Genomic DNA, 20,938 nt, shown 5'->3' with positions numbered 1-20,938 from the left:
ACGAATCGAACAAACGCCATTGTGTCACAACGCAGCCCCCGCGACAAAGGGGCAACCCTGGCACTTGGGGACGTTCCTTTTCTGCCGGCAGTTAGGGACAGTCCCCAAGTGCCGGCTTTAAAAGTGGCGGCGGATGGCGTCGACCATGCCTTGGGGCGTGGTCTGGCCGAGCACATCGGCTGCGACGTCCGCGTCCATAAAGATATTCATGAGCGCTTGCAGGGCCTCGACCTGGCCGCCCGGCTCGGCAATACCCAAATTGATGACGATCTGCGCCGGCACGGGGGCACCCATGCCGGCCATAGCATTGAACGTCACGGGCGCGGCGGGCTTTACCACCGCGATATAGGGCTTGGCCACAAACCCCGGGTCGGTGTGTGGGATGGCGATGTTGGCCGCCGGCATGGCAAGGCCCGTGGGATAGGCATCCTCGCGCGTGCGGACGGCGTCGAGCCAACCGGTGCAGATGTAGCCGCGTGAGGCAAGTTCGCCTTCGAGTCGCGCAAACACCTCAGCGGGCGTCGCGCACTCCCAATCAAAAAACACCAGCTCAGGCGTAAACAGTGCTTCGTTATCCGCCATACCGTCCTCCAAAGTTGCATGAGGGCCACAATGCTCAATATGATAGCGAAACGGGGTGTGCAAGGTTAGCCGAGGATCCCGATGAGCTCGAGTGCGCGCGCGGGCGTCAAGCATACCTCGGGCATCGTCTCCAACATGCGTCGGTCGCTCGTGACTACGTAGTCAACATCCGCCGTATCGCCCGAGGCGATAATGAGATTGTCCTCGAGGTCCGGCATGCGCTTGCCAAGCATGCGCGCCATCTCGCACTCCGCCATCGAAAGCGGGGAAGCCGTTGCCACCTGCATCATATGCTCGACGCATGCCCATGCAGCCGGACCGAACGAAGCGTTAATCCCATTCACATTCCGTCGAGCTAGACGCCGAGGCAAGATATAGAACACGTCCTTTGCCGTCGTTGGCGCGTACAGAAGGTCGATCTTTCCCGCTTCGGCCAGTTCAACCAATCTTCTCACGTTGTCGAATGCGCCCTCTTGCAGGTAGTAATCAAGCCAAACATTCGTGTCCACCAAGAGCCGCTTTGCCTCAATCATCGGCAATTCGCCTCTATGTCGGCAATCATCGCGTCATACATATCATCGCGTACGGCATCCCAGTTGTCCGCCGATGATTCGCCTGGCGCAAAATCTGAGAAGCTCAACCCCAATGAGGAAAAAGCCAGACCACACCCCTGTTCGGCAAGACTCTTCGCACGGGGCGTCTCGCACTTATCCGTCACCATAAATCCCGGCAACGTTTGATGCTCGGCAAGATAGGTCCAAAGCGCACGAATGGCGTCACTCGGCCCCAGTCCATTACGAGTCAGGACCGCATCGCCACCGGCCTTGAGCATAGGGTCGATTCGTGTGTTGAGCTGCACCGTTGCTGTACCCATAGCGGCTCCTCTCTACTTGCTAGCAGTATAGCAAACAGAGTAGACCACACAAAAGGGCCCCGCCCGCGCACGGACAGGGCCCTATCAGATTTTCTAGATCGCTTACGTCCCAAAGAACGCTCAATGAGCCCTCTTACACACGACTAGCGTGCCGGATCAATTACGACCTTGCCGCTCTCCAGCACGTGGACGCGGCCGTCGGCGAGCATTTGCACGACCTCGGGATACAGCACGTGCTCAATCGCGTGGATGTGCTCCTCGAGCGTGTCGACATCCCAGCCCTCCTCGACAGCCAGCGCACGCTGGGCGATGATGGGACCGTTGTCGTAGACCTCGTTGGCAAAATGCACAGTCACGCCAGTTACCTTGACGCCGCGCGCAAAGGCATCGTCAATCGCATGCGCACCGGTAAAGCTCGGCAGCAGCGCCGGATGCAAGTTGACCACGCGGTTGGGAAACGCCGCCAGCAGAGGCGTGTGCACCATGCGCATGTAGCCGGCCATGACCACATACTCGCAGCCGCGCTCGAGCAGCTCGTGCGCGATGATCTCGTCGGCGGCGATGGGGTCGGCATAGACATCCTTGGACAGCGTGAGCGTCTGGATGCCCGCGCGCTCAGCGCGCTGCAAACCCTTAGCCGAAGGACGGCTCGACACCACAAGCTCAATCGAAGCGTTGAGCTTGCCGGCGGCGATTAGGTCGATCAGCGCTTGCAGATTGGTGCCGGAGCCGCTGATGAGCACACCGATCTTAAGCGGCTCGGCCGTATCGGTGGCGGTCGGACGGGTATAGGGCACAAAGTCCAGGCCCTCGGCGGCAGCCATCTGCTCGTTAGCGCTCATCGGAGTACACGACCTTACCGGAACCCTCGACGCACTCGCCCACGCGGAACGGCTTCTCGCCCAGCGCGACCAGGGCCTCGGTAACCGCGGCCTCGTCCTCGGGGGCGACGATCAGGCACAGGCCAACGCCCATGTTGAAGGTCTTGCATGCCTCGTTGGGGGCGAGCTCGGCCTGGCGCGACACGTAGGTGATGACGGGAGGAACGTCCCAACCCATCTCGGCGCCGTTGCGGGTGACCACGGCGTCAACGTCGTCGGCGAGCGCGCGGTTGAGGTTCTCGGTAATACCGCCGCCGGTGATGTGGGCGATAGCATGCACGTTGGCGCCGCCGCGCAGCAGCTCAAGAATCGGCTTCACATAAATGCGCGTGGGGGCCAGCAGGGCGTCAGCCAGCGAAGCGCCACCGAGCTCCTCGAGCGGACGGCTCAGCTCCTCGGCCTTAGCGGCGGCCTCGGGCGTGCCCGGCTTGATGCCGTCGACGCCGATGACCTTGCGCACGAGCGAGTAGCCGTTGGAGTGCACGCCGGTGGAAGGCAGGCCCAGGATCACGTCGCCGGGGCGGACGTTTGCGGGGTCGAGCATCTTGGGACGGTCGACGACGCCCACGGTAAAGCCGGCGAGGTCGTAGTCGGCCGGAGCCATGACGCCCGGGTGCTCGGCCATCTCGCCGCCCACGAGCGCGCAGCCCGCGAGCTTGCAGCCGTCGGCCACACCCTTGATAATCTTTGCCATGTGCTCGGCCTCTATGTGACCGATGGCGACGTAGTCCAGGAAGAACAGCGGCTCGGCGCCCGAAGCCAAAATGTCGTTGACGCACATAGCGACCAGATCCTGGCCCACCGTCTCGTGACGGTCCATGATCTGGGCGAGCACGAGCTTGGTGCCCACGCCGTCGGTACCGCTGATCAGGATCGGGTCTTCCATATCCTTAAGCGCGGCGGCCGAGAACAGGCCACCAAAGCCACCGATGCCGCCGATAACTTCGGGACGATTGGTGTCCTTGACCATCTGCTTAATCGCGTCGACGGCGCGACCGCCCTCGGCGGTATCGACGCCGGCGTCCTCGTACGTCACATGCTTGCTGTCGCTCATCTGAGCCTTCCTCTCCCACTACCGTCGCGCCGCGCGGGCGCCAAACGGTGCTCATAATTGCGTTCATTTCGGCGTGTGCCATAACAGCACCCGCCGTCATATCAACAAAACAGCAGGTAAAACCTACCAAAATATACCTGTCCCCATATGGCAGGTTTTAGGCCTCGCCGTGCTCCTCTTCCCAGCTGCGGTCGTCGTATTTCTCGACCACGGCGTCGTCGTCAAAGTACAGCGGCTTGTCCAGGTTGCGGGGCTTAAAGCCCTCCATAAACTTGTCGCGGCCAAAGCTCTCGGGAATCGCCACGGGATAGCGGCCGGTAAAGCACGCGTCGCAGTAGCCGCCCTTGGGCATGACCTTAAGCAGGCCCTCGACCGAAAGGAAGGCCAGCGAATCGGCGCCGATATACTCGCAAATCTCGTCGACCGTCTTGTTGGCGCTGATAAGCTGCGACTGCACGTCGGTATCGATACCGTAGAAGCACGGCCAGATGACCTCGGGCGAGTTGATGCGGATATGAATCTCCTTGGCGCCGGCGTTGCGCAGCATCTTGACGAGCTGCACCATGGTGGTGCCGCGCACGATGGAGTCGTCGATGACGACCAGGCGCTTGCCCTCGATGTTGTCGCGCAGCGGGTTGAGTTTCATACGCACGCCCATGGCGCGCAACTCCTGCGTAGGCTCGATAAACGTACGGCCCACGTAGCGGTTCTTGATAAGGCCCTCGCCAAAGGGAATACCGCTCTCGTGCGAATACCCCTCCGCAGGCGGCAGGCCGGAGTCGGGCACGCCGATGACCAGGTCGGCCTCGACAGGCTCCTCATGTGCCAGCTGACGACCCATGTCGTAACGGCAGGCATAGACGCTCTTGCCGTTCATGATGGAGTCGGGGCGGGCAAAGTAGACCTGCTCAAAGATGCAGTTGGCGGGCTCTTCGGCTGCAGGCACGCCCTGCTCGGATACCAGGCCCTCGGCGCTGATGCGCAAGATCTCGCCGGGACGGACGTCACGGACGTACTCGGCACCCACGATGTCGAGTGCGCAGGTCTCGGAAGCAACGACCCAGCCGCCGGCGCGCGTGACACGGACGGCGGAGTCGACCGTCGCGGCGCCGTCCTGCGACGGCAGCTGCGAAACGGCTGCGGCATCGGCCTGGTCCAGACCCTCGTCCACCAGCTTGCCCAGCACGAGCGGGCGAATGCCGTGTGGATCGCGAAATGCGTAGAGCGCCTGCTCGTTGATGAGCGTCATGGCGTAGCCGCCGCGCACGAGCTCCATGGTCTTGCGAATACCCTCGCGCAGGTGGCCCGTACGCTGGGTAAAGTAGCCGATAAGCTTGGTCGCGACCTCGGAATCCGAATTGGAGAGGAACGGCACGCCCAGCTCGATCAGCTGACGGCGCAGCTCGTCGGTGTTGACGAGGGTGCCGTTGTGCGCGAGCGCGATAATGACGCTATTGATGGTAGAGAGGTGCGGCTGAGAGGCTTCCCAGCTCTTGGCGCCGGCAGTGCCGTAGCGCACATGACCCACGGCCAGCTGGCCGGAGAGCGTCGACAGGTCGGCGTTGGAGAACACGCGGTCGAGCAGGCCCAGATCTTTGCGGACCATAACCGTGCCGCCGTCACCCACGGCGATTCCAGCCGATTCCTGGCCACGGTGCTGCAGCGCACGCAGGCCAAAGTACGTCAGTCGAGCCACGTCGCGATCGGGCGCCCATACGCCGAAAATGCCACATTCCTCATGCAGCTGGTCGGAGTCCGGATCATACGTCGACATGGTGTTCACCTGTCCCGCGGCACGCTCGGCCGCGCGGATGGTTTCTTGAGACATGGTATCCCCTCAGAGCCTCGTATTTTTGGCGTTACCTGCCCTATTATACGCACGGCAAGACAAGCACTCCCGCGCATGAACAGCGCTTTTTAAAAGCCCACCGAGCTAATAATCAGTTTTGTTGCCAAACATTTTATCGGTCTGTCCAGTGCAAGCGCCCGCGCCCCCCAGATGGCCGCCGCGTCCACCGTTGGGGATTACAAAGTTGCAATTGGGACGTTCGTCCTGTCTTTTGGCAGGTCGGCGGCGTATCCTTATAACCTACAACAAAGCGAGAAAGGTTCTGTATGGATCGAAACGAACTCGACCCCAGCGTCCCCAGCGCCACAGAGGTCAAGAAGATTCCCCTCATCATTAAGGTGTACGCCGTCCTGTGCATCCTTTCCGGCGTGGGCACGCTCCCGTCGGTCGCTGCCTTTATGTGGCAGGTCATCACGGCACTTGTTAACGGCAACGCCACCGAAAAGCTCGGCGACAACACGCTCGTCGCAGTCGGCCTTATCGTCGCCGGCATCATGCTCTCTGCGGCAAGTGCCGTCATCCTAATCATCTTTGGCCTGGACCTTATCAAAAACCAGCGCCGCAACGCCGCCCGCCTGTCCTACATCCTTATTGCATTCACCGTCGTCGAGCTTTTGGTCGACGTGATGCTCCAGGGCATCGGGCCCTTCCTGCTGCGTCCCGCGATCCAGCTCGGCATCCTTGTTGCACTTTCGGCAACCGTCGACCCCACGCTGCGTCAGGAGCGCGAACTGCAGCGCCGCCTGCAGGAGATGCTCGACCGCGACGCTGCCGCCGAGGGCATGCTCGGCCGCGATGAAACCGGCGAGGGCTACATCAAGCTCAACTACTTCAACCTGTTCTGGGTGTTCTTTGTCTGCTGCATACTCGGCCTGATCGCCGAGGACATCTGGCACATGACGGTCGACGACCCGGGCGTCTATCAGAACCGCGCCGGCATGCTGTTTGGCCCCTTCAGCCCCATCTACGGATTTGGCGCCGTGCTCATGACCATGGTGCTTAACCGCTTCTACAAAAAGAACCCCATCATCATTTTCCTGGTGAGCGCCCTGCTCGGCGCCAGCTTTGAGGTGTTCGTGGGCTGGTTTATGCAGACCGCGTTTGGCGTGGTCTCGTGGAGCTACTCGCATATAACGCTGTTCGGTTTGCCCGATCCGCTCGTGGTCCTCACGGGCGGACGCACCTGCACGGGCTTCGCCTGCCTGTGGGGCCTGGGCGGCCTCATCTGGATCAAGCTGCTGCTGCCGAGGCTGCTTAAGCTTATCAACAAGATCCCCTGGAAGAGCCGATACTCGGCCACCGTCATCTTTACCGTTATCATGCTGGTCGACGGCGTCATGACGCTGCAGTCGCTCGACTACTGGTACCAGCGCGTTAACGGCACGGAGCCGGACATTCCCGTCGCACAGTTCTACGGAGAGCACTTCGATAACGAGTACATGGAAAACCGCTTCCAGAGCATGACCATGAGCCCCAAGGATGCGACGCGCGTGTAGCGCCCACCGCGCCCAAAACGCAAAATGCCCGCCGGTATCACACGTACCGGTGGGCATTTTTATAAACGATCCTTCTATCGACGCAATCCTCTATGCCTCGCGCTCGACCTCACTCACGCATTCGTTCTTGATGGTGCCAACGAGCGCCTGCAGTGCATCGACCACGTGTGGGCGAATGTCCCCGCCGATAAGCACGAGCATGATGTCGTCACCTACGGAAAGCTCGCCGCTTGCCAGCCACACGCGCACATAGCCGATACCCGGCATCGCGCGCGTGGCCTCGATAGCAGCCTGCACCTTCTGAGCATCGAAGCCAAACACCATGCCGCCCACCTTATGCCCAGGCGCCACGCCATCGGTCTCGACTCCGCGCACCTCAGCCTTGGGCGTCGCGCGCACCACACCGTTATGCGTCAGATACATCCCACAGCCTGCCGCCGAAGCATCGGCCTTGGCCTCGCGCAGCCAAGCATCAATCGAAGGCATCAATTTGCCACTCTCGAGCATCATTTCTCCCTTACCGTCGTCGAGTAGCCAATTTGGGACGGGGCCTTTTTAGCTACTCTCGAACAACTTATTCCTCGACCGGCGTGAGTACCATGACGGCGCGTGTGTTGCTCAGCGACAGCGAACGACAGGTCACAAGCGTTACAACCTTAGTTGCCGAAGCGGCACGATCGGTGGCATCACTCGCCACGGCAGAAGCGCCGTCGAGCATCTCGGACAGGTAGTTCTTGAGTCCGTCGTCGCCCTCAAAATTGGTCGTGCGCGCCTTGGCATACGTGTCCTCGACCACCTTGGTCGCCAGCGGACGCAACTTATACGTCGCATCGCGCGTGATGTAGTACACATATTCAACGCTATCGAACGTTGCCTGGTCAGTCGTATCCGAAATCACGTTGAACATCGACCCATCGTTCATATGGTGGCCGTAGATCGTGGTCTGCTGGTCGACCATTCCCGGCGCGGTGTCATCGCTATCCAAGAAGATGGCACCCGAGGCGTTAGACGTGCCATCGAACAGCGTGTTGAGGTATTTGGAGTTGTTGTTGGTCTGCACCACGGGATAGTTGATGTTGGTTCCCGGCACGTAAATCCAACCCACAATCTCGGGGTTCGTCTGAGCAAGTGCATCAAAGTCGATAATCGGCACGCCGCTGGCGTCCTTATCGCTTACATATTGCTTCTCGATTTTCTGATACGAATCGCTCGCCTGCTTATAGCCAATCTGGGCATTGATAAAGATGGCAGCGGCGGCAACAATCAGACCGATGCCCACGATGATGAGCAGAATAGGAATGATGGAGCGGCGCTTTTTACGCGGCGACTCGGTGTAATCCGACGGCGTGGCATGCGATGAAGACCGGGGCGGCTTCTTAGCGGTGCTATAAGATGAAGGTCGATATGCGGCCGGCGCGTCCTGTCGACGATGCGTCGCCGGTGTCACGGGGCGCGGCGCGCGCGGCTGCTGAGGAGAGGATGTCCGACCCTGCTGTGCCGCATGGGCAGCACCCGGCTTCGACGGATCGGGAATCTGAGAAGCCTTGAATCGTTTTCCCTGATAATCGGACATGGCTCTCCTTATGCTGCGGTGAAACGGCGGAACGCCTAGGCGTCGGCCATCTCCTGCTTCATCTTCTCGATAACCTTGCGGTACTCGGGGTCGCATGCGCCCAGAATCTGCGTGGCGTAAATGGCGGCGTTCTTGGCGCCGTTGATGGCAACGCAGGCCACGGGCACGCCCGAAGGCATCTGCACCATCGACAGCAGCGAATCCATACCGCCCAGGTCACTCGTCTTCATAGGTACGCCGATAACCGGCAGCGGCGTAAAGGCGGCCACGACACCACCCAGGTGAGCGGCCTTGCCGGCGGCGGCGATAATCACTTTGATACCGCGATCGGCAGCAGTCGAAGCCCACTCGTGGACCTTCGCCGGTGTGCGGTGTGCGCTCGCAATGACGAGCTCATAGGGCACACCGAGCGCCTCGAGCTCGGCGGTGCAGCCTTCCATAACACCCAGATCGGACTTGGAGCCCATGATGATCCCGACAACCGGCTTTTGATCTGCCATAAACAAAGACCTCCTGTTGAGAGCGGTGACGCGGCCAATCCGCGACCCTTAACTGCAAATAATTCAAGTATAGCCGCCGATGCTGATGTGTTCGGCGGGAGACGGAACGCTTTGCGAGATTAAGGCCGAAGGGTCGGAGCTTTCTGCCTACATTCAAAAAGCGTGCCCACCGTCCTTGGGTGGGACGGCGGGCACGCTTGCTTAGCTGTTGCTGGGGCTACTTAGCCTTGCTGCGACGATGGAAGAAAGCGCCGATCGCGGCGATGATGGCGCCAAGACCACCGACGGTCGCGACGGTCGCCGCCGTCTGGTCTCCGGTATTGGGAATCGCCGAACCGTTCTTCTTGCTGCCCTGGGCCTTGTCGCCTGCGGGCTTGCCCGCCTGGTTGCCGCCGTTCGAGCCATTGCCGGAACCCTGGTTGCCCGAGCCGCCCTGGTTGCCGGAATCGGCATCCTTGAGGCTCTCAATGGCCAGCTTGAGCTGGCTATAGGCCGCCTGGATCTGGGTGTCGGAAGCATTCTCATCACCCAAGACGTCCTCGGCGTAGGTAATGGCATCCGTCAGGGCCTTGACAGACTCGGCCGTCTTGCCCCTGGTGTCAGTCTCCTTCGCCTGCTTGACCAGGGCCTTGAGCTGCTTCTTAGTCGGATTCTCGACCGGGACCACCGGGGTCTTCTCGAGCGCGTCGCGGGCGCTCTCGAGCGCCCTGAGCGCCTGGTCGACCTCGTCCTGCGTGGCATCCTCGTCGCTCAAGATGGCGCGGGCGCTCGCCAGGGCGTTCTCGAGCGCCGTCCAGGAGGCCTCGGTGTAGTCGCCGGCCTTGAGGTCGCCGGCGGCAAGCTCGGCATCAACCTTTTCGATCGCGGCAGTGAGATCATCCTTCGCCACCGGATCGGGGACGGCCGTACCGTAGAACTTGAGCTCCGCCATGCTGCAGTAGGCATCAACGTCGCCCCCGCCGGCGTGAATCACCTTGACGGTCACGTAGCGACCGCGCGCGGCGCCAAAGCTCATCTGTTTCCAGTCGCCACGGTCGGTGAGCACGCGGCCATCGTTGTCGAAGGCGAACGTACCCATCGACGCGGCGGTGCCCTTCTCATAACCGTCGGCAGTGTCGGAGACCAGTATCTCGGCCTCGAAGATATCGCCGTTAGTGCCGCCGTCCTGGCGCGGCAGGAATGTAACGTCGGTGAGATCGTAGTCGCGGCCCAGGTCGACACTCAGATACTGGGGCATACCGGTCCCATGGGCCCAGTCGCTGTGCCAAAGCGTCCGCTCGTCGCCGTCGAGAGCGTTGACGGCGTTGCTGCCCTCGTAGTCGGCCTCACTCGAGAAGCCGGCCACCTTGACGTTCTTGCGGTTCTCGGGCGTGTTGATGAGAATCTTCTCATCAACAGGGCGCATCTTGAGGCCGTCGATTGCCTTCTCGATCTTGGCTGTGGCGTCTGCGACATCCTTCTTGCTATAGCTGCCCTGGCCGCTGTCGAGGAGCTTCTGAGCCGCCTCGACCGCAGTGGTGAGAGCTGCATAGGAATCCTTGGTGTAGACGGACTCGCTGTAGCCCGCGGCCTTGGAAAGCGCTGCTACGAGCGCAGAGGTATCGACACCAGCCTTGACCTCGACCTCATAGGATGCGGTCTTGGAGGGGTCGAGTACCGACGCCACCGTGATCTTTGCCTTGCCGGCCTTGTTGGCACGCAGGTAGTAGCTCACGCTATCGCCAGCCTGAACAGCGGAGACGCTTACCACAGAGGGGTCGGAGCTCTCGACCGTCACATAGGGGTAGCCAGCGCTCTCAGGCGTAGCCTTGGCGTCGACGGGCGTAATGTCGCCTTCAAAGAACTCGGTCTGGTTCTTGCCTAGCTCGACACCCTCGATGGCCTCGACACCCTGCGTGTAGTTGAAGTTGACCTCACGCAGTGTGAGCATCTGGTCACCCGATGCCTCAAGCGGCGTGACCTCGACCTTGGTCGCCTTCTTGCCCTTGTTCTCGGCAGAGAGGTCAAAGGCGTAGCGAGCCAGGAAGGAATCGTACTCCCCGCCCGCGAACTCTTGGGTCGAGCCATCCTCGAACGTCACGACAGCCTTGATCTTCTGCACGGTTCCGTTGCCACCGTTGCGGTTAACGACCTCGACACTATCGAGTTTCGACGGCGTCTTAAATGCGAATGTCATCGTGGTGGGAAGCTTCACGTAACTCGGAAGCTTACCCTCGCTGTCCCAGTTGCCGCTCCAGTTCCATAGGAACTCAAAGCCGTTGTCGCCCTCGTTATTATCGAACAGCGCGTTATAGCTCTTCTGCTGGATAAGTTTCTCGACGTTGGTCCCGTCGTCGGTCGTGAGCTCATCGTTGGTCATCGTGATGTTGAAGGCGTCCTGACCGTACTCGGCGACCGTTGGCTGAGGAACATCCGGCATCGTCACCGTGCCGTCGCTCGCAAACTCAAGTGCGTCGCATGCCGGACCGATGAGCCAAGATGTCGAGGGCAGTTCGACCTTGCCGGCGGTCTTGGCCTTGAGCTTGAAACTCGCCACCGCGCCGGTACCGTTGTAGAGCTTGCCATCGCCGCGGTTGGCAAAGGCGAGATTGATAGTCTGCGTTCTGTCCGCGAACTGGACCTTCTCGCGAGACAGGTTCTCCATGCCGGCAGTCGAGCCGTCCTGCGCGATGCTCTCGGACACAAACTCGAACTGGTCGCTCTTGAAGTTGACGAGAGCGCCCAGGGCGTTGACGTTCTTGGCGTCGGCCGCATAGACATCAACGGTGATCTCATCACCGGCCTCGACCTCGGTCTTGCTCGGAATCACCGCGAGCGAACCTGCGACCTTGCCCTTTTGTTTAGTGCCGCCGTCAAGACCCGCCATGGTGAACGAGTAATCGTAGACGTCGTAAACGCCGTTATCGTTGAGGTCGGCGAAGTGGTCGCGGATCTGCGAACCGAACGTCGGGGTATCGGGCTCGCGATTCTCGAGGCCCAGATAGTTCTTCATGTTGGAGTAGTCTCCGTCGGAGATCGTGGCCTTGTTGAGGTTGGAGCCCACGGCGAAGCCATCCGTGCCGTCGGTCTTGTAGATGGCAATCTCGGACGCGGAGAAGAAATTGCCGACCGAGGCGAGCGGTGTCATGCGCACGTAACGGGCGGCCACGGTGCCGTCAAACGCTACCGTCTTACAATCAGCGGAACGTGCCCAATCGACCTCCTGGCTCGTCCAGTGGACGCCATCGAGACTCGTCTCAACACGCATCTTGGTCACAGTGCCGTTGCCGGCGTCATCGCGCGGATAGTACTCGAGCTTATCGAGCTTGTAAGCGCGTCCATAGTCAACGGTAAGCGCCTTGCCCAGATCGTTGCCACCGGAGTGGAAACCGCCGTCGCCCGACTGGAACTCATGGTCGAAGGCGAGCTCGGCCTTATGGCTGCCGTAAAGTGAGCCCTCCCAGGTGATTTGCTCGGCGTCGGGGACGTTCCGCCACGGATCGAGTGCGGAGTTCGCCTCGAGCACATCGCTCCAGGCGGAGTAGCCCTCGGCGTTGCGCGAACGAATCTGGTAGGTGTGCTTGCTATTGTAGGCGAGGTCGGTGTGCGTGAACTCGGCCGCATCACCCACGGCGAACACGGTGCCGTCGACCTTAAGGTCGTAGGAGGTAGCACCATCGACCTTTCCCCAGGTGAGCTTGATGCTCGTTGGGGTCGTGACGTCCTCGGGGGCAGCAAGGTTCGTGGGTGCGGAGAGGCTCTCGTTAAGGCGATCGGCTGTGAGCGTGGCGTCGGCGTTCACGAAACCGCCCAGCTCGAGCGTCTGCGCCGCCGCAGCAACATCGGTCTTCGCGAACTTGACGTAGACCTTGGGGTTCGTGGTGATCTTGGTGTTGTTAAAGCTCTCGCCCCGCTCGGCCTCGGTGCCGTCCACATCGCTGCCGTAGTGGTTGAGGTTAGGGGTCTCGCTGTAGAAGTAGACCGCCTGGCCGGCCTCGGGGGTCGCGGTGTCAAAGGTCTCCTGCGAGTCGACCTCAACCACGTTGAGCGCGGATCCGCCGTTCTTGGCGACGACGCTCATGGGCTTGGCGGACACGTTGGCCACGAAGGTCGTGGTGCGATTGGAGTCGTAGCCGTTGTAGCCACCCTGCGAGGCTTCGGCGGTAAAGGTCGCGGTGCCGCCTGCGGCCTTGGATCTGTAGACGGTGCTCACATGCTCACCGTAGGAGATATTGTCGATCGTACCGTAGGAATCGTCCTCAGTCGTGTTGTTCTCGATGGAGGAGCCGTCGTCCTCGTACTGCGTAAAGGTGCCGTCGCCCTCGGTGGCGAAGAACTCGACGATACGCTGGCTGCGGTCGGTACCCTTGGTGTTGGTGTCGCTCACGGCCTCGGGGTTGTTGTTCTCGGCGTACATCGGCACGATAGCGTTGGCCTTCACAAACAGCGGCAGCTTCCAAAGCGGAGCCTCGTAGTTGTTGAGAACCTGGCCGCCGCGATACTGCTTACCCGAGAAGTAATCGATCCAGATGGTGGGATTCTCGTCGGTGCCGTAGTTGGGGAGGTAAATCCCATTGCGAATGTCGTTGCCGTTCTCGTCTGCCTGGGTATCCTGATACACCGGTGCCACTAGGAAGTTCTCACCGAACATATACTGGTACTGCGTCGAGGTGCTTGCGGCGTACTCGGAGTTATCGGAAAGCAGCATGGCGCGGATCATGGGCAGGCCGGCATCGCCGTTACCCGTGTCGATGTTGGCCGCCGAGGCCGCGCTCGTGTAGATATAGGGCATGAGCTGCGCCTTGAGCTTGAGGTAGAAGCGCGAGATGCCTGTGTAGGGATCGCCGTGCGTCATGGGCGATTTACGGTAGGTGCCCCAACCGTCCATGTCGAGCATAGAGGGCGTGAACGTCTTCCACTGGTAGTCACGCGCAGAGATGATGGGGTCGCCGCCAAAAATGCCATCCATGTCGGAGCCGATGTTGGGGTTGCCCGAAAGACTCTGACCGATATACGTGGGGATATGGAAGCGAATGTACTCCCAGTTACCGCCATACTGGTCGCCGGTCCAAATGCCACCAAAGCGCTGCGTGCCGGCCCAACCATCGAGCGTGATGATGTTGGGGCGCTTGTTAGCGCCGGTCGTCACCGTGTCATAAGCTGTCTTGATGCCATTAAGACCAAAGGAGTAGCCAGATCCAACCCAGGCAACGTCGGTCTTAAGGGTAGTGATGCCTCCCGTCTTGACCTCGGCGTCGAAGTCGCGAAGCAGATGCCACGGGGTCTCAGGGTTGCTGTCGGGCTCAAGGTTGGACTGGGTCCACAAGCCCGTGCTCACACCCTTTGAGTTGGCATACTCGGTGAACTTCTTAAGGTTGTCGACGTTGGCACGCACAGCGTTAAGACGGTCGGCCGAGCTCGCTCCGTCGGAGTTGACGCCGCCGGTCTTGTAGTAACCGTTCTGGCCATAGCCGGCGCCGTAGCCGTCGTTCGGCAGGAACCAGCCGAGCGGCATGTCGCTGTCCTCGTAGTCATCGATAACCTGCCGAGCAGAGAACTGGCGGTCGAAATCGGTCGCTTTCATGTTCTCGGTATCAACCGTAGGGCCCTCACCGTTGAGCGTCTCGGCCGCAAGTGTGCCGTCGAGCTTGTAGCCCGTCGACATGCCAGACTCGTACTTAACGTCGCCCTTCTCGCTCGAGGACTTGCTGCCCTTGGTCTCCCACTTCTTTTGACCCGAGGTCGTTGACCAGCCATCACGGTTATAGGCATTAAGATGACCAAGGTAGAACCCGTACTCGGGCAGCAGTACCGGGTTACCGGTCACCTTGTAGTAGTCCTGCAGCATCTCAGTTGCCACGTTCGAAGCTCCCTCGTTGGTCGCCACGAAGTAGTAGGCATCAAACTCATTCTCGCTGTGCAAAGTCGTGACCGTCGATGAGTCCGTGGAACCGAAGTCGTAGGAACCCTCTGCAAACGTGTTTCGGAGCACGCCGTAGCCGTCACTCGTCCAATAAAACGGGTTGGGCGAGGCAACGCCGCCATCGGTCCAGTTGTTCGTGTTGGAGATGGCGATGGTCTGGTTGGTGTGCAGGAAGCGTCCGTTCTGGGTGCCGCCGCCAAAGAAGTTCTCGGACTTCTCCTTGGCGAGCGTCTGGACGGTACCCTTCTTATCAAGGTCGAGGGACGCGGACTCGGAAACCACGACACGGTCGCCTGACTTGATACTCATCTTGCCAGTCGCCTTGTCCAGGATCACGGTCGCCTTTCCGCCGGTGATCTCGATAGTGTCGCCCTTGTCGGCAACCGTCGCACTCGGCTTGCTGTAGGTGTCCGAGGTATCGGGCTGAGCCTGGATCTTAGCCGTGTGGGACTTACTGCGCGGCGTGGCGTACTCGGAAAACTCACCCTTGGGGTCGACGTTATAACGGAAAATACCGTCCTCGAGGAACGTAATACGGCCCTTGATGCCGTCAGCGAAATCGATGTCGACGACATTCGAGGCAGACTGGGACACGGTCGCCGAGTCGACGCCCTTGAGTGGCGCGGCAATCGCCTGCTGGGGATTGGCAAACACGAGCGTCGCTGCAGTGGCAACGAGGACCGCGCTTCCCTTCACCCACCGTTTCGTAAAAATGGAATTCCTGCGCATCTGGTCTCCTTTCTTCCGACATGCTGAGGTGCCGAGGACGCCCCCCCGGCAGCATGGGAAAACGTATCAAACGGAGATGTTCGGTACATTCCGCACAATGGGGGCCACCCGTTACCAAGGGGCCAACTGGTAGTAACCAGATAGCCACCTACTAGGTCATATCAACATATGGGAGCACTTGCGCACCCAAGTTCGGAATTCTCCCAGCGGCAGCAAAATAAGCGTCAACGGCAAGGTGGGCTTAATAAGCCATACCAATTGGTTCTTCAGTCAAATACCAATCTAGCAAAAATGTACTGTTTATCTGGTATTACACAGACCATACCTTTCCCTCGGGAACTGGGCTTCGCGAAGTTTCCCGAGGGAAAGGCTCAGCCGCCATCCTGCAACCTACCGGGGATTGCCATGACGTACGTTGGCTGATTTGGTTTGGAATGAGATGTTGACGGTGGCTGATGGGCACAACTGTCCCGGGTGCATTTCAAGATGCACCTAAATGTCTGTCTTTATCCTTATAGATTGTCCAGGTAGTCGTCGGCATCATAGGTAAGGCTGTAAGCTTTATTCAGGATGCGCACGAGCTCCTGGGCATCGTGCTCGCCGAGCGCTGAGAGTTGTTTCGAGAGCGATGCCACACTCTCGGCATTTTTTTTCGCCGCGAAATCACGGCCTTCCTCGGTAATGCTCACCAGCACACGCCGACGATCGTTTGGATCAGTCCTGCGCTGAACGTAACCCTTACTCTCGAGTGAATCCAAGATATGCGACATGCGCGCACGGGAGAATTTCAGCTTCTTGGCAATCTCGGAGGGAATGACATCACCGTCAATACCCGATAGATACTGTAAAACCGGTGCCTCGCCCACACTGGCGCCGCCGGCAGCACTCAAGGATCCCTTGGCAAGGGAACGTGAGTACACAATCAGTTTTCGAGCGACGTCATCGTAATCCACTGGGGATATTGTCCTTTGCAACTCTAGAAGGGCCATAAAACCGTCATTTGCCGTACATTAGTTAACATTCGCAACAATTATTTATGATACCCCAACGCGGAAGTCTATTGCTCGTCCTTCTTGCGTCGCATAAGCTCCTCAACGTCGACACCAGCGGCCTCGAGCATGCGCTCGACATTCTTTTTGGCGTTGGTCGTGCCGACCTTAAGCACGATCGAAAGCGGAGTGCCCACCACCAGGCACACGATGCCCACGGGGACACCCCAGCCGGGGCCGCCCTGCATACCCCACATCCCCATCAAAAAGCCAATCGCCACGAGCGAATAGCCCAGGCGCAGCCAAACATTGAGCCGCTGAATAGCATCGGTCTGCATCTTTGCCTCGCGAATCAAGTCGTCGCGCGAAAGGTCGTGTCCATGTTTCTCGTGCATATGGTCCTCCTCGTGCAAAGTGTGCATCATGCGCAAGTGCATCGTTTGTCGAATACGTCATCTTTCAAGAGCAATATAGCGGGTGTCGTGCAGGCGATGGAGGTCGCTGGCCATATTGCCCTTGAAGGGCGGCGCAAAATCAGAAGGCCGTGCGGTTGAGGCCGCACGGCCTTACAGGGGGCCAGGGGATGATGACTAGTAGCTCAGTGCCGGGTCGAAGAAGCCAATGAGAACGCCCACAAATGCGATCACAACGATGATCAGCATCATAACGATGGGGTTGACCTTCTTCTTGGTCATCATGTACCAGCAGAAGATGATGAAGACCATGGGCAGCAGGTGCGGATAGATTCCGTCGAGCGTGTCCTGGAACTTACCGCCGCCGGGCAGCACCAGATTGGGGCTGCAGGTGATGGAGACCCAGGTAGCACCGACTGCACCGATGACCATGGTACCGACCATCACGATGGAATCACGCAGAGCCTTGGCCTTGGGGCCGACGAGGGCCTCGACCGCCTTGCCGCCGAGCTCATAGCCCTGGTTGTAGGCAAAGCGCATGCCAAGGAACATGAGCAGGTTCCACACGACAATATAGAAGATGGCACCGAGCGGAGAGCCGCCGGTCGAGAGACCGAGGGCGATACCGAGCAGGATCGGGATCAGGGTACCGACGATCAGCGAGTCGCCAAGGCCGGCGAGCGGGCCCATGAGGCCGGCGCGGATGCCGTTGATGGCGTCGTCGTCGATGGCCTCGCCGTTTGCGCGAGCCTCCTCGAGGCCGGCGGTGACGCCGACAATCATGGTGCCGATCTGCGGCTCGGTGTTGAAGAACGCGGAGTAGGTCTGGAGGGCCTGCTTCTGCTCCTCGGGCGTGTCGTAGAGCTCCTCGACGATCGGAAGCATGGCGCACAGGTAACCGAAGGTCTGCATGTGCTCCTGCGAGAAGCAAGTCAGGTTGCCATAGGACCAGTTGCGGAACGACTTGGCAAGCGTTTTCTTAGAGAGTTTCTTCTTCTCTGCCATTAGATGTCCTCCTCTTCCTCATCATCGGAGCCCGAGGCGATAGCTGCCTTGGGAGCGTTTGCGAGGTCGATCTTGAGCGAAGCGATCTCATAGTTGATCAGGGCGAAGAAGCAGCCGATGCCGGCGGCGGCAATCAGGTTGCATCCCATGACAGCGGACAGGGTGAAGCCGAAGAAGAACGTGAGGAAGTCCGTCGGCTTGGAGATGACCTGCTTGAGCAGGATGGCGATACCGACGGTAGGCAGCAGCGAGCCGACGGTGAACAGCGTCTTCATCGCGATGCCGTCCATGGGCATGTAGGTCTTCATAAGGTCGACCATGGCGGTGCCGCCCATGGTGATGATGAACGTCGGGAGGAACGAGCAGACGATGTGACCGATCCAAGGCAGAACGTTGTTGACCAGGTAGAGCTTGTGGAGGTCGCCCTTCTCGAGCCACTTCCAGCCCATGCCCTGCCATACCAGGTTAATGGTGGCGGTGCCATAGAAGAGCACAGTGCCGAGCGTGCCGACGGCGGCACCGAGGGATGCGGCCATGCCGGCAGCCTCAGCGGAGGCGGGATCGATGCCCGAGTTCTTGATGGCGAGGATCGCCAGCGGGATGCCGATATAGGACACGGCGCGGACGTCGGCGGAGACGGTTCCGCCGGGGGTCACGAGAGCGATGTAGACAACCTGGATGGCAGCGCCGACGAGGATGCCCGTCTGCATATCGCCCATGATGATGCCGACGATGAGGCCGGCGACCAGAGGACGACCCAGAGTGTAGTTGCCGATCGTCGTGCCACCCATGCCAGGCAGTGATGCCAGGCAGGCGAACAGGCCGAACAGCGCGGCTTGGAATGCATTGATTGCCATGCTTTCCCCTTTCTTTATTCCTCAGCCCCTTTCCCCCAGGGCTGTAGGTACCAAAATGCGGCTGGCGCCTAACTAGAAGCCAAACTGACCGCGGAACTTTGGCCACTCACCAATGGATTTCTCCTTGATAAGGGCGAACTCGACCGTGTAGCCGGCGTTGGTGAGATCCTCGAGCGCCTGGGCCTCTTCCTGCGTGATCGACTGGTTGTTGCCGAGCTTGGTGGTGCCGGGACGATCGTTGCAGGGACCGACGATGATGCGGTCCATGCCGGTCTTAAAGCCAAAATCGACGAGAAGTTCCTTCATGTCGAGCGGGTTCTTGGTGATCAGGAAGAACTTGGTGTTGGACTTGAGAACCTTCTCGGAGACCTCCTTGAAGTGCTCCTTGGTCCACACGAACGTCTTCTTGCCCGAGGCACTCTTGTAGGCCTCCTTGAGCACGGGGTTGGACGCCGCGGCGTCGTTGACGGCGATAAGACCGTCGCAGGGATACTCGAGGGCCCAACGGGTAACGGTCTGTCCATGGATCATACGGTCGTCAATACGGATGAACGAAATCATACGTTCTCCCCTTTCCTTCATGAGGCCTGCGGTCGCGGCCTCTTCTTCCTAACGTTTGCAGCTAGATGAAACCTTGGTGCGGCCTAGATGTCGTCGTCCTCGTCGTCGGCGTCATCGGTCGGGACAACGAGCTCGGACATACCGTTCTTGCCCTCCTGCAGCATCATCTGCTTGAGGGAATCCAGGTCCATGGTGGCAAGCCCCATCATGGCGGTCATAGCCATGGGCAGATTCATACCGCCGAAGGCAATGGTGTGGGCGAGCAAGCCCTTCTCGGCCAGCGTGTTCATGGCATTGGTGAGCGGCGATCCGCCCAGGATGTCACCAAGCAGGACAACCTCGTCATCGGCGGTAACAGGAGCGAGCATCGCCTTGACGTTCTCGACATACTCGTCAGCGCCCATGCCGTCCACGAGACTCGTCGACAAGATGTTCGGGGCGTCATTGCCGAGCATCTTGAGGACACTGTGCAGTCCGGGAGCGAGCGTTCCGTGACTGACCATTACCAGATACCGCATGCGGTCTCCTCTCGACCTGCCGTGTGTCGCACGGCTTTGCTTTTTGCTGAGATTATTGTTGCGCCGGGGCATGTTCGGTACAAGAAAATAGTTGCGAACGGCAACTATTCATCGGTTAACGGTAGCAACTATTTTTGTGCCTAAATTATTTTTTCTTCTAATTATTTTTAAAATAGCAGGTAGATTGCCTGATAAATGTTTTATGTTCCTTATGCACCATACATACCAGCAAGAATCGGGCCTGGCATCTCCGGTTTGCTCCGCAGTGTCAGACCATGTCACGTACGCCCACGACATGGAGGTACCCCATGGATATGATCTCGTTTCTCGCCTCCGAACCCTTCGACCGCAGCGGTGATACGCCGCTCTATGTCCAACTTAAACATCGAATCGCCCTGCTTATCGCCAGCCAGGCGTTCGACACCAAGACGCCGCTGCCACGCGAGCTCGAAATCTGTGAGCGGCTAGAGTTATCGCGCGCGACCGTGCGCCGTTGCTTCCAAGATCTCGTCATCGAGGGGCGCGTGGTGCGCAAACGTGGGCAGGGCACGTTCATCAAACCCCAAACCTCAGCACCCGGCATCGACCTGGCCCTGAATTTCAGCGCGCGGATGCGCGAAGCGGGACGGGTTCCGAGCTCGCAGATTCTCGCCTTTTCAAGCATACCGGCCGTCCGCGGCATCGCCTCTGGGCTCAAAGTGCCCGAGGGGACACCCGTCTGGGAGATTCGCCGCCTGCGTCTCGCCAACGACAAACCCATGGAGCTCAACTACGTCTATATCCCCGTGTCACTTTGCCCCGAGCTCACACGCAAAGACGTGGATGGCTCGCTCTACGCCTACATCGCGGAAAAGACCGGCATCCTGCCCGCAAGCGTCGATGCCGTCTACGAGACGGTCAACCTCGACAAGCATGAGGCGCGCCTTTTGGGACAGAACACCGGTAAGGCGGCGATGCGCATCGTGCGTTCGACCTACGACAAGACGGGAACCCCGTTCGAGGTAGGCGTGCTCATCAGCTGCGACGGTCAGGCAAAGCTGCACGTGCACATCGCCGCCGACAAAACAACCTTCACCGCCACAGCCCAATAAATCCAAAACGTGGGCTCCGCCGTTCGAACGAACGGCGGAGCCCACACTCACTTTCTTTTTCGGC

At 59.8% G+C, this 20,938-nt stretch carries 18 protein-coding genes; 2 read left to right on the top strand and 16 right to left on the bottom strand.

Annotated features, from left to right (window positions below):
- Positions 1–117: 117 nt before the first annotated feature.
- From DW645_RS03320 to purF, 6 genes are all read right to left on the bottom strand, one after another.
- On the bottom strand, positions 118–582 hold the full coding sequence (locus tag DW645_RS03320; RefSeq protein ID WP_118226278.1) for a PTS sugar transporter subunit IIA: 465 nt from the start codon (positions 580–582) through the stop codon (positions 118–120).
- A gap of 65 nt (positions 583–647) precedes the next feature.
- Positions 648–1,115, bottom strand: a complete 468-nt coding sequence (locus DW645_RS03315) for a PIN domain-containing protein (RefSeq protein ID WP_199408615.1) — start codon at positions 1,113–1,115, stop codon at positions 648–650.
- On the bottom strand, positions 1,112–1,456 hold the full coding sequence (locus DW645_RS03310; RefSeq protein WP_117584050.1) for a type II toxin-antitoxin system RelB/DinJ family antitoxin: 345 nt from the start codon (positions 1,454–1,456) through the stop codon (positions 1,112–1,114). The genes DW645_RS03315 and DW645_RS03310 overlap by 4 nt, the downstream gene beginning before the upstream one ends.
- 143 nt (positions 1,457–1,599) lie before the next feature.
- Positions 1,600–2,298, bottom strand: coding sequence for a phosphoribosylglycinamide formyltransferase (purN, locus tag DW645_RS03305; RefSeq protein WP_118226276.1), 699 nt, complete (start codon positions 2,296–2,298; stop codon positions 1,600–1,602).
- Positions 2,288–3,391: a phosphoribosylformylglycinamidine cyclo-ligase gene (gene purM / locus DW645_RS03300; RefSeq protein WP_055251557.1), complete on the bottom strand. Its 1,104-nt coding sequence runs from the start codon at positions 3,389–3,391 to the stop codon at positions 2,288–2,290. Before purM ends, purN begins: the two co-directional genes overlap by 11 nt.
- A 157-nt stretch (positions 3,392–3,548) precedes the next feature.
- On the bottom strand, positions 3,549–5,219 hold the full coding sequence (gene purF, locus DW645_RS03295) for an amidophosphoribosyltransferase (protein WP_055251559.1): 1,671 nt from the start codon (positions 5,217–5,219) through the stop codon (positions 3,549–3,551).
- 287 nt (positions 5,220–5,506) lie between these two features.
- On the opposite strand from purF, the gene DW645_RS03290 reads away from it, so the two are divergent.
- Entirely contained in the window at positions 5,507–6,736 is a 1,230-nt protein-coding gene (locus DW645_RS03290) for a putative ABC transporter permease (RefSeq protein WP_117564037.1), read from the top strand.
- 90 nt (positions 6,737–6,826) lie between these two features.
- Here DW645_RS03290 and DW645_RS03285 read toward each other — a convergent pair whose 3' ends face one another.
- The 10 genes from DW645_RS03285 to DW645_RS03240 form a co-directional block, all read right to left on the bottom strand.
- The gene (locus DW645_RS03285) at positions 6,827–7,243 is read right to left on the bottom strand and encodes a molybdenum cofactor biosynthesis protein MoaE (protein WP_118226320.1); all 417 of its coding nucleotides are present in this window, start codon (positions 7,241–7,243) and stop codon (positions 6,827–6,829) included.
- Between the two features lie 67 nt (positions 7,244–7,310).
- Positions 7,311–8,309, bottom strand: coding sequence for a class B sortase (locus DW645_RS03280; RefSeq protein ID WP_117766329.1), 999 nt, complete (start codon positions 8,307–8,309; stop codon positions 7,311–7,313).
- A gap of 35 nt (positions 8,310–8,344) precedes the next feature.
- Positions 8,345–8,809 carry a 5-(carboxyamino)imidazole ribonucleotide mutase gene (gene purE, locus DW645_RS03275; protein WP_006235810.1) on the bottom strand — a complete coding sequence of 155 codons (465 nt, stop codon included), beginning with the start codon at positions 8,807–8,809 and terminating at the stop codon, positions 8,345–8,347.
- 217 nt (positions 8,810–9,026) lie between these two features.
- Positions 9,027–15,440 carry a discoidin domain-containing protein gene (locus tag DW645_RS03270; protein WP_118226274.1) on the bottom strand — a complete coding sequence of 2,138 codons (6,414 nt, stop codon included), beginning with the start codon at positions 15,438–15,440 and terminating at the stop codon, positions 9,027–9,029.
- A 512-nt stretch (positions 15,441–15,952) separates the two neighbouring features.
- Complete coding sequence (locus tag DW645_RS03265) at positions 15,953–16,393, bottom strand: MarR family winged helix-turn-helix transcriptional regulator (RefSeq protein ID WP_158550938.1); 441 nt, start codon at positions 16,391–16,393, stop codon at positions 15,953–15,955.
- 104 nt (positions 16,394–16,497) lie between these two features.
- Positions 16,498–16,824, bottom strand: a complete 327-nt coding sequence (locus tag DW645_RS03260; RefSeq protein ID WP_117646153.1) for a hypothetical protein — start codon at positions 16,822–16,824, stop codon at positions 16,498–16,500.
- A gap of 195 nt (positions 16,825–17,019) precedes the next feature.
- The gene (locus DW645_RS03255; RefSeq protein WP_118226272.1) at positions 17,020–17,847 is read right to left on the bottom strand and encodes a PTS system mannose/fructose/sorbose family transporter subunit IID; all 828 of its coding nucleotides are present in this window, start codon (positions 17,845–17,847) and stop codon (positions 17,020–17,022) included.
- Positions 17,847–18,704, bottom strand: coding sequence for a PTS sugar transporter subunit IIC (locus DW645_RS03250; RefSeq protein ID WP_089572605.1), 858 nt, complete (start codon positions 18,702–18,704; stop codon positions 17,847–17,849). The genes DW645_RS03255 and DW645_RS03250 overlap by 1 nt, the downstream gene beginning before the upstream one ends.
- Positions 18,705–18,776: 72 nt before the next feature.
- On the bottom strand, positions 18,777–19,265 hold the full coding sequence (locus tag DW645_RS03245; RefSeq protein WP_118226270.1) for a PTS sugar transporter subunit IIB: 489 nt from the start codon (positions 19,263–19,265) through the stop codon (positions 18,777–18,779).
- An 83-nt stretch (positions 19,266–19,348) separates the two neighbouring features.
- A complete protein-coding gene (locus tag DW645_RS03240) occupies positions 19,349–19,783 on the bottom strand; it encodes a PTS sugar transporter subunit IIA (RefSeq protein WP_089572603.1) in 435 nt (144 codons plus the stop codon).
- 308 nt (positions 19,784–20,091) lie between these two features.
- Here DW645_RS03240 and DW645_RS03235 point away from each other — a divergent pair, with 308 nt between their 5' ends.
- Entirely contained in the window at positions 20,092–20,874 is a 783-nt protein-coding gene (locus DW645_RS03235) for a GntR family transcriptional regulator (RefSeq protein ID WP_158551165.1), read from the top strand.
- Positions 20,875–20,938 lie beyond the last annotated feature (64 nt).

The organism is Collinsella sp. AM23-17 (genome assembly GCF_003470945.1).
Taxonomy (GTDB): domain Bacteria; phylum Actinomycetota; class Coriobacteriia; order Coriobacteriales; family Coriobacteriaceae; genus Collinsella; species Collinsella aerofaciens_O.
This window is presented reverse-complemented; position numbering and strand designations above follow the sequence as displayed.

Bases quoted from the DNA above. Each gene is read 5' to 3' on its own strand.
- DW645_RS03320 (WP_118226278.1), bottom strand. From the start codon at position 582: ATGGCGGATAACGAAGCACTGTTTACGCCTGAGCTGGTGTTTTTTGAT.
- DW645_RS03315 (WP_199408615.1), bottom strand. From the start codon at position 1,115: ATGATTGAGGCAAAGCGGCTCTTGGTGGACACGAATGTTTGGCTTGAT.
- DW645_RS03310 (WP_117584050.1), bottom strand. From the start codon at position 1,456: ATGGGTACAGCAACGGTGCAGCTCAACACACGAATCGACCCTATGCTC.
- purN (WP_118226276.1), bottom strand. From the start codon at position 2,298: ATGAGCGCTAACGAGCAGATGGCTGCCGCCGAGGGCCTGGACTTTGTG.
- purM (WP_055251557.1), bottom strand. From the start codon at position 3,391: ATGAGCGACAGCAAGCATGTGACGTACGAGGACGCCGGCGTCGATACC.
- purF (WP_055251559.1), bottom strand. From the start codon at position 5,219: ATGTCTCAAGAAACCATCCGCGCGGCCGAGCGTGCCGCGGGACAGGTG.
- DW645_RS03290 (WP_117564037.1), top strand. From the start codon at position 5,507: ATGGATCGAAACGAACTCGACCCCAGCGTCCCCAGCGCCACAGAGGTC.
- DW645_RS03285 (WP_118226320.1), bottom strand. From the start codon at position 7,243: ATGCTCGAGAGTGGCAAATTGATGCCTTCGATTGATGCTTGGCTGCGC.
- DW645_RS03280 (WP_117766329.1), bottom strand. From the start codon at position 8,309: ATGTCCGATTATCAGGGAAAACGATTCAAGGCTTCTCAGATTCCCGAT.
- purE (WP_006235810.1), bottom strand. From the start codon at position 8,809: ATGGCAGATCAAAAGCCGGTTGTCGGGATCATCATGGGCTCCAAGTCC.
- DW645_RS03270 (WP_118226274.1), bottom strand. From the start codon at position 15,440: ATGCGCAGGAATTCCATTTTTACGAAACGGTGGGTGAAGGGAAGCGCG.
- DW645_RS03260 (WP_117646153.1), bottom strand. From the start codon at position 16,824: ATGCACGAGAAACATGGACACGACCTTTCGCGCGACGACTTGATTCGC.
- DW645_RS03255 (WP_118226272.1), bottom strand. From the start codon at position 17,847: ATGGCAGAGAAGAAGAAACTCTCTAAGAAAACGCTTGCCAAGTCGTTC.
- DW645_RS03250 (WP_089572605.1), bottom strand. From the start codon at position 18,704: ATGGCAATCAATGCATTCCAAGCCGCGCTGTTCGGCCTGTTCGCCTGC.
- DW645_RS03245 (WP_118226270.1), bottom strand. From the start codon at position 19,265: ATGATTTCGTTCATCCGTATTGACGACCGTATGATCCATGGACAGACC.
- DW645_RS03240 (WP_089572603.1), bottom strand. From the start codon at position 19,783: ATGCGGTATCTGGTAATGGTCAGTCACGGAACGCTCGCTCCCGGACTG.
- DW645_RS03235 (WP_158551165.1), top strand. From the start codon at position 20,092: ATGGATATGATCTCGTTTCTCGCCTCCGAACCCTTCGACCGCAGCGGT.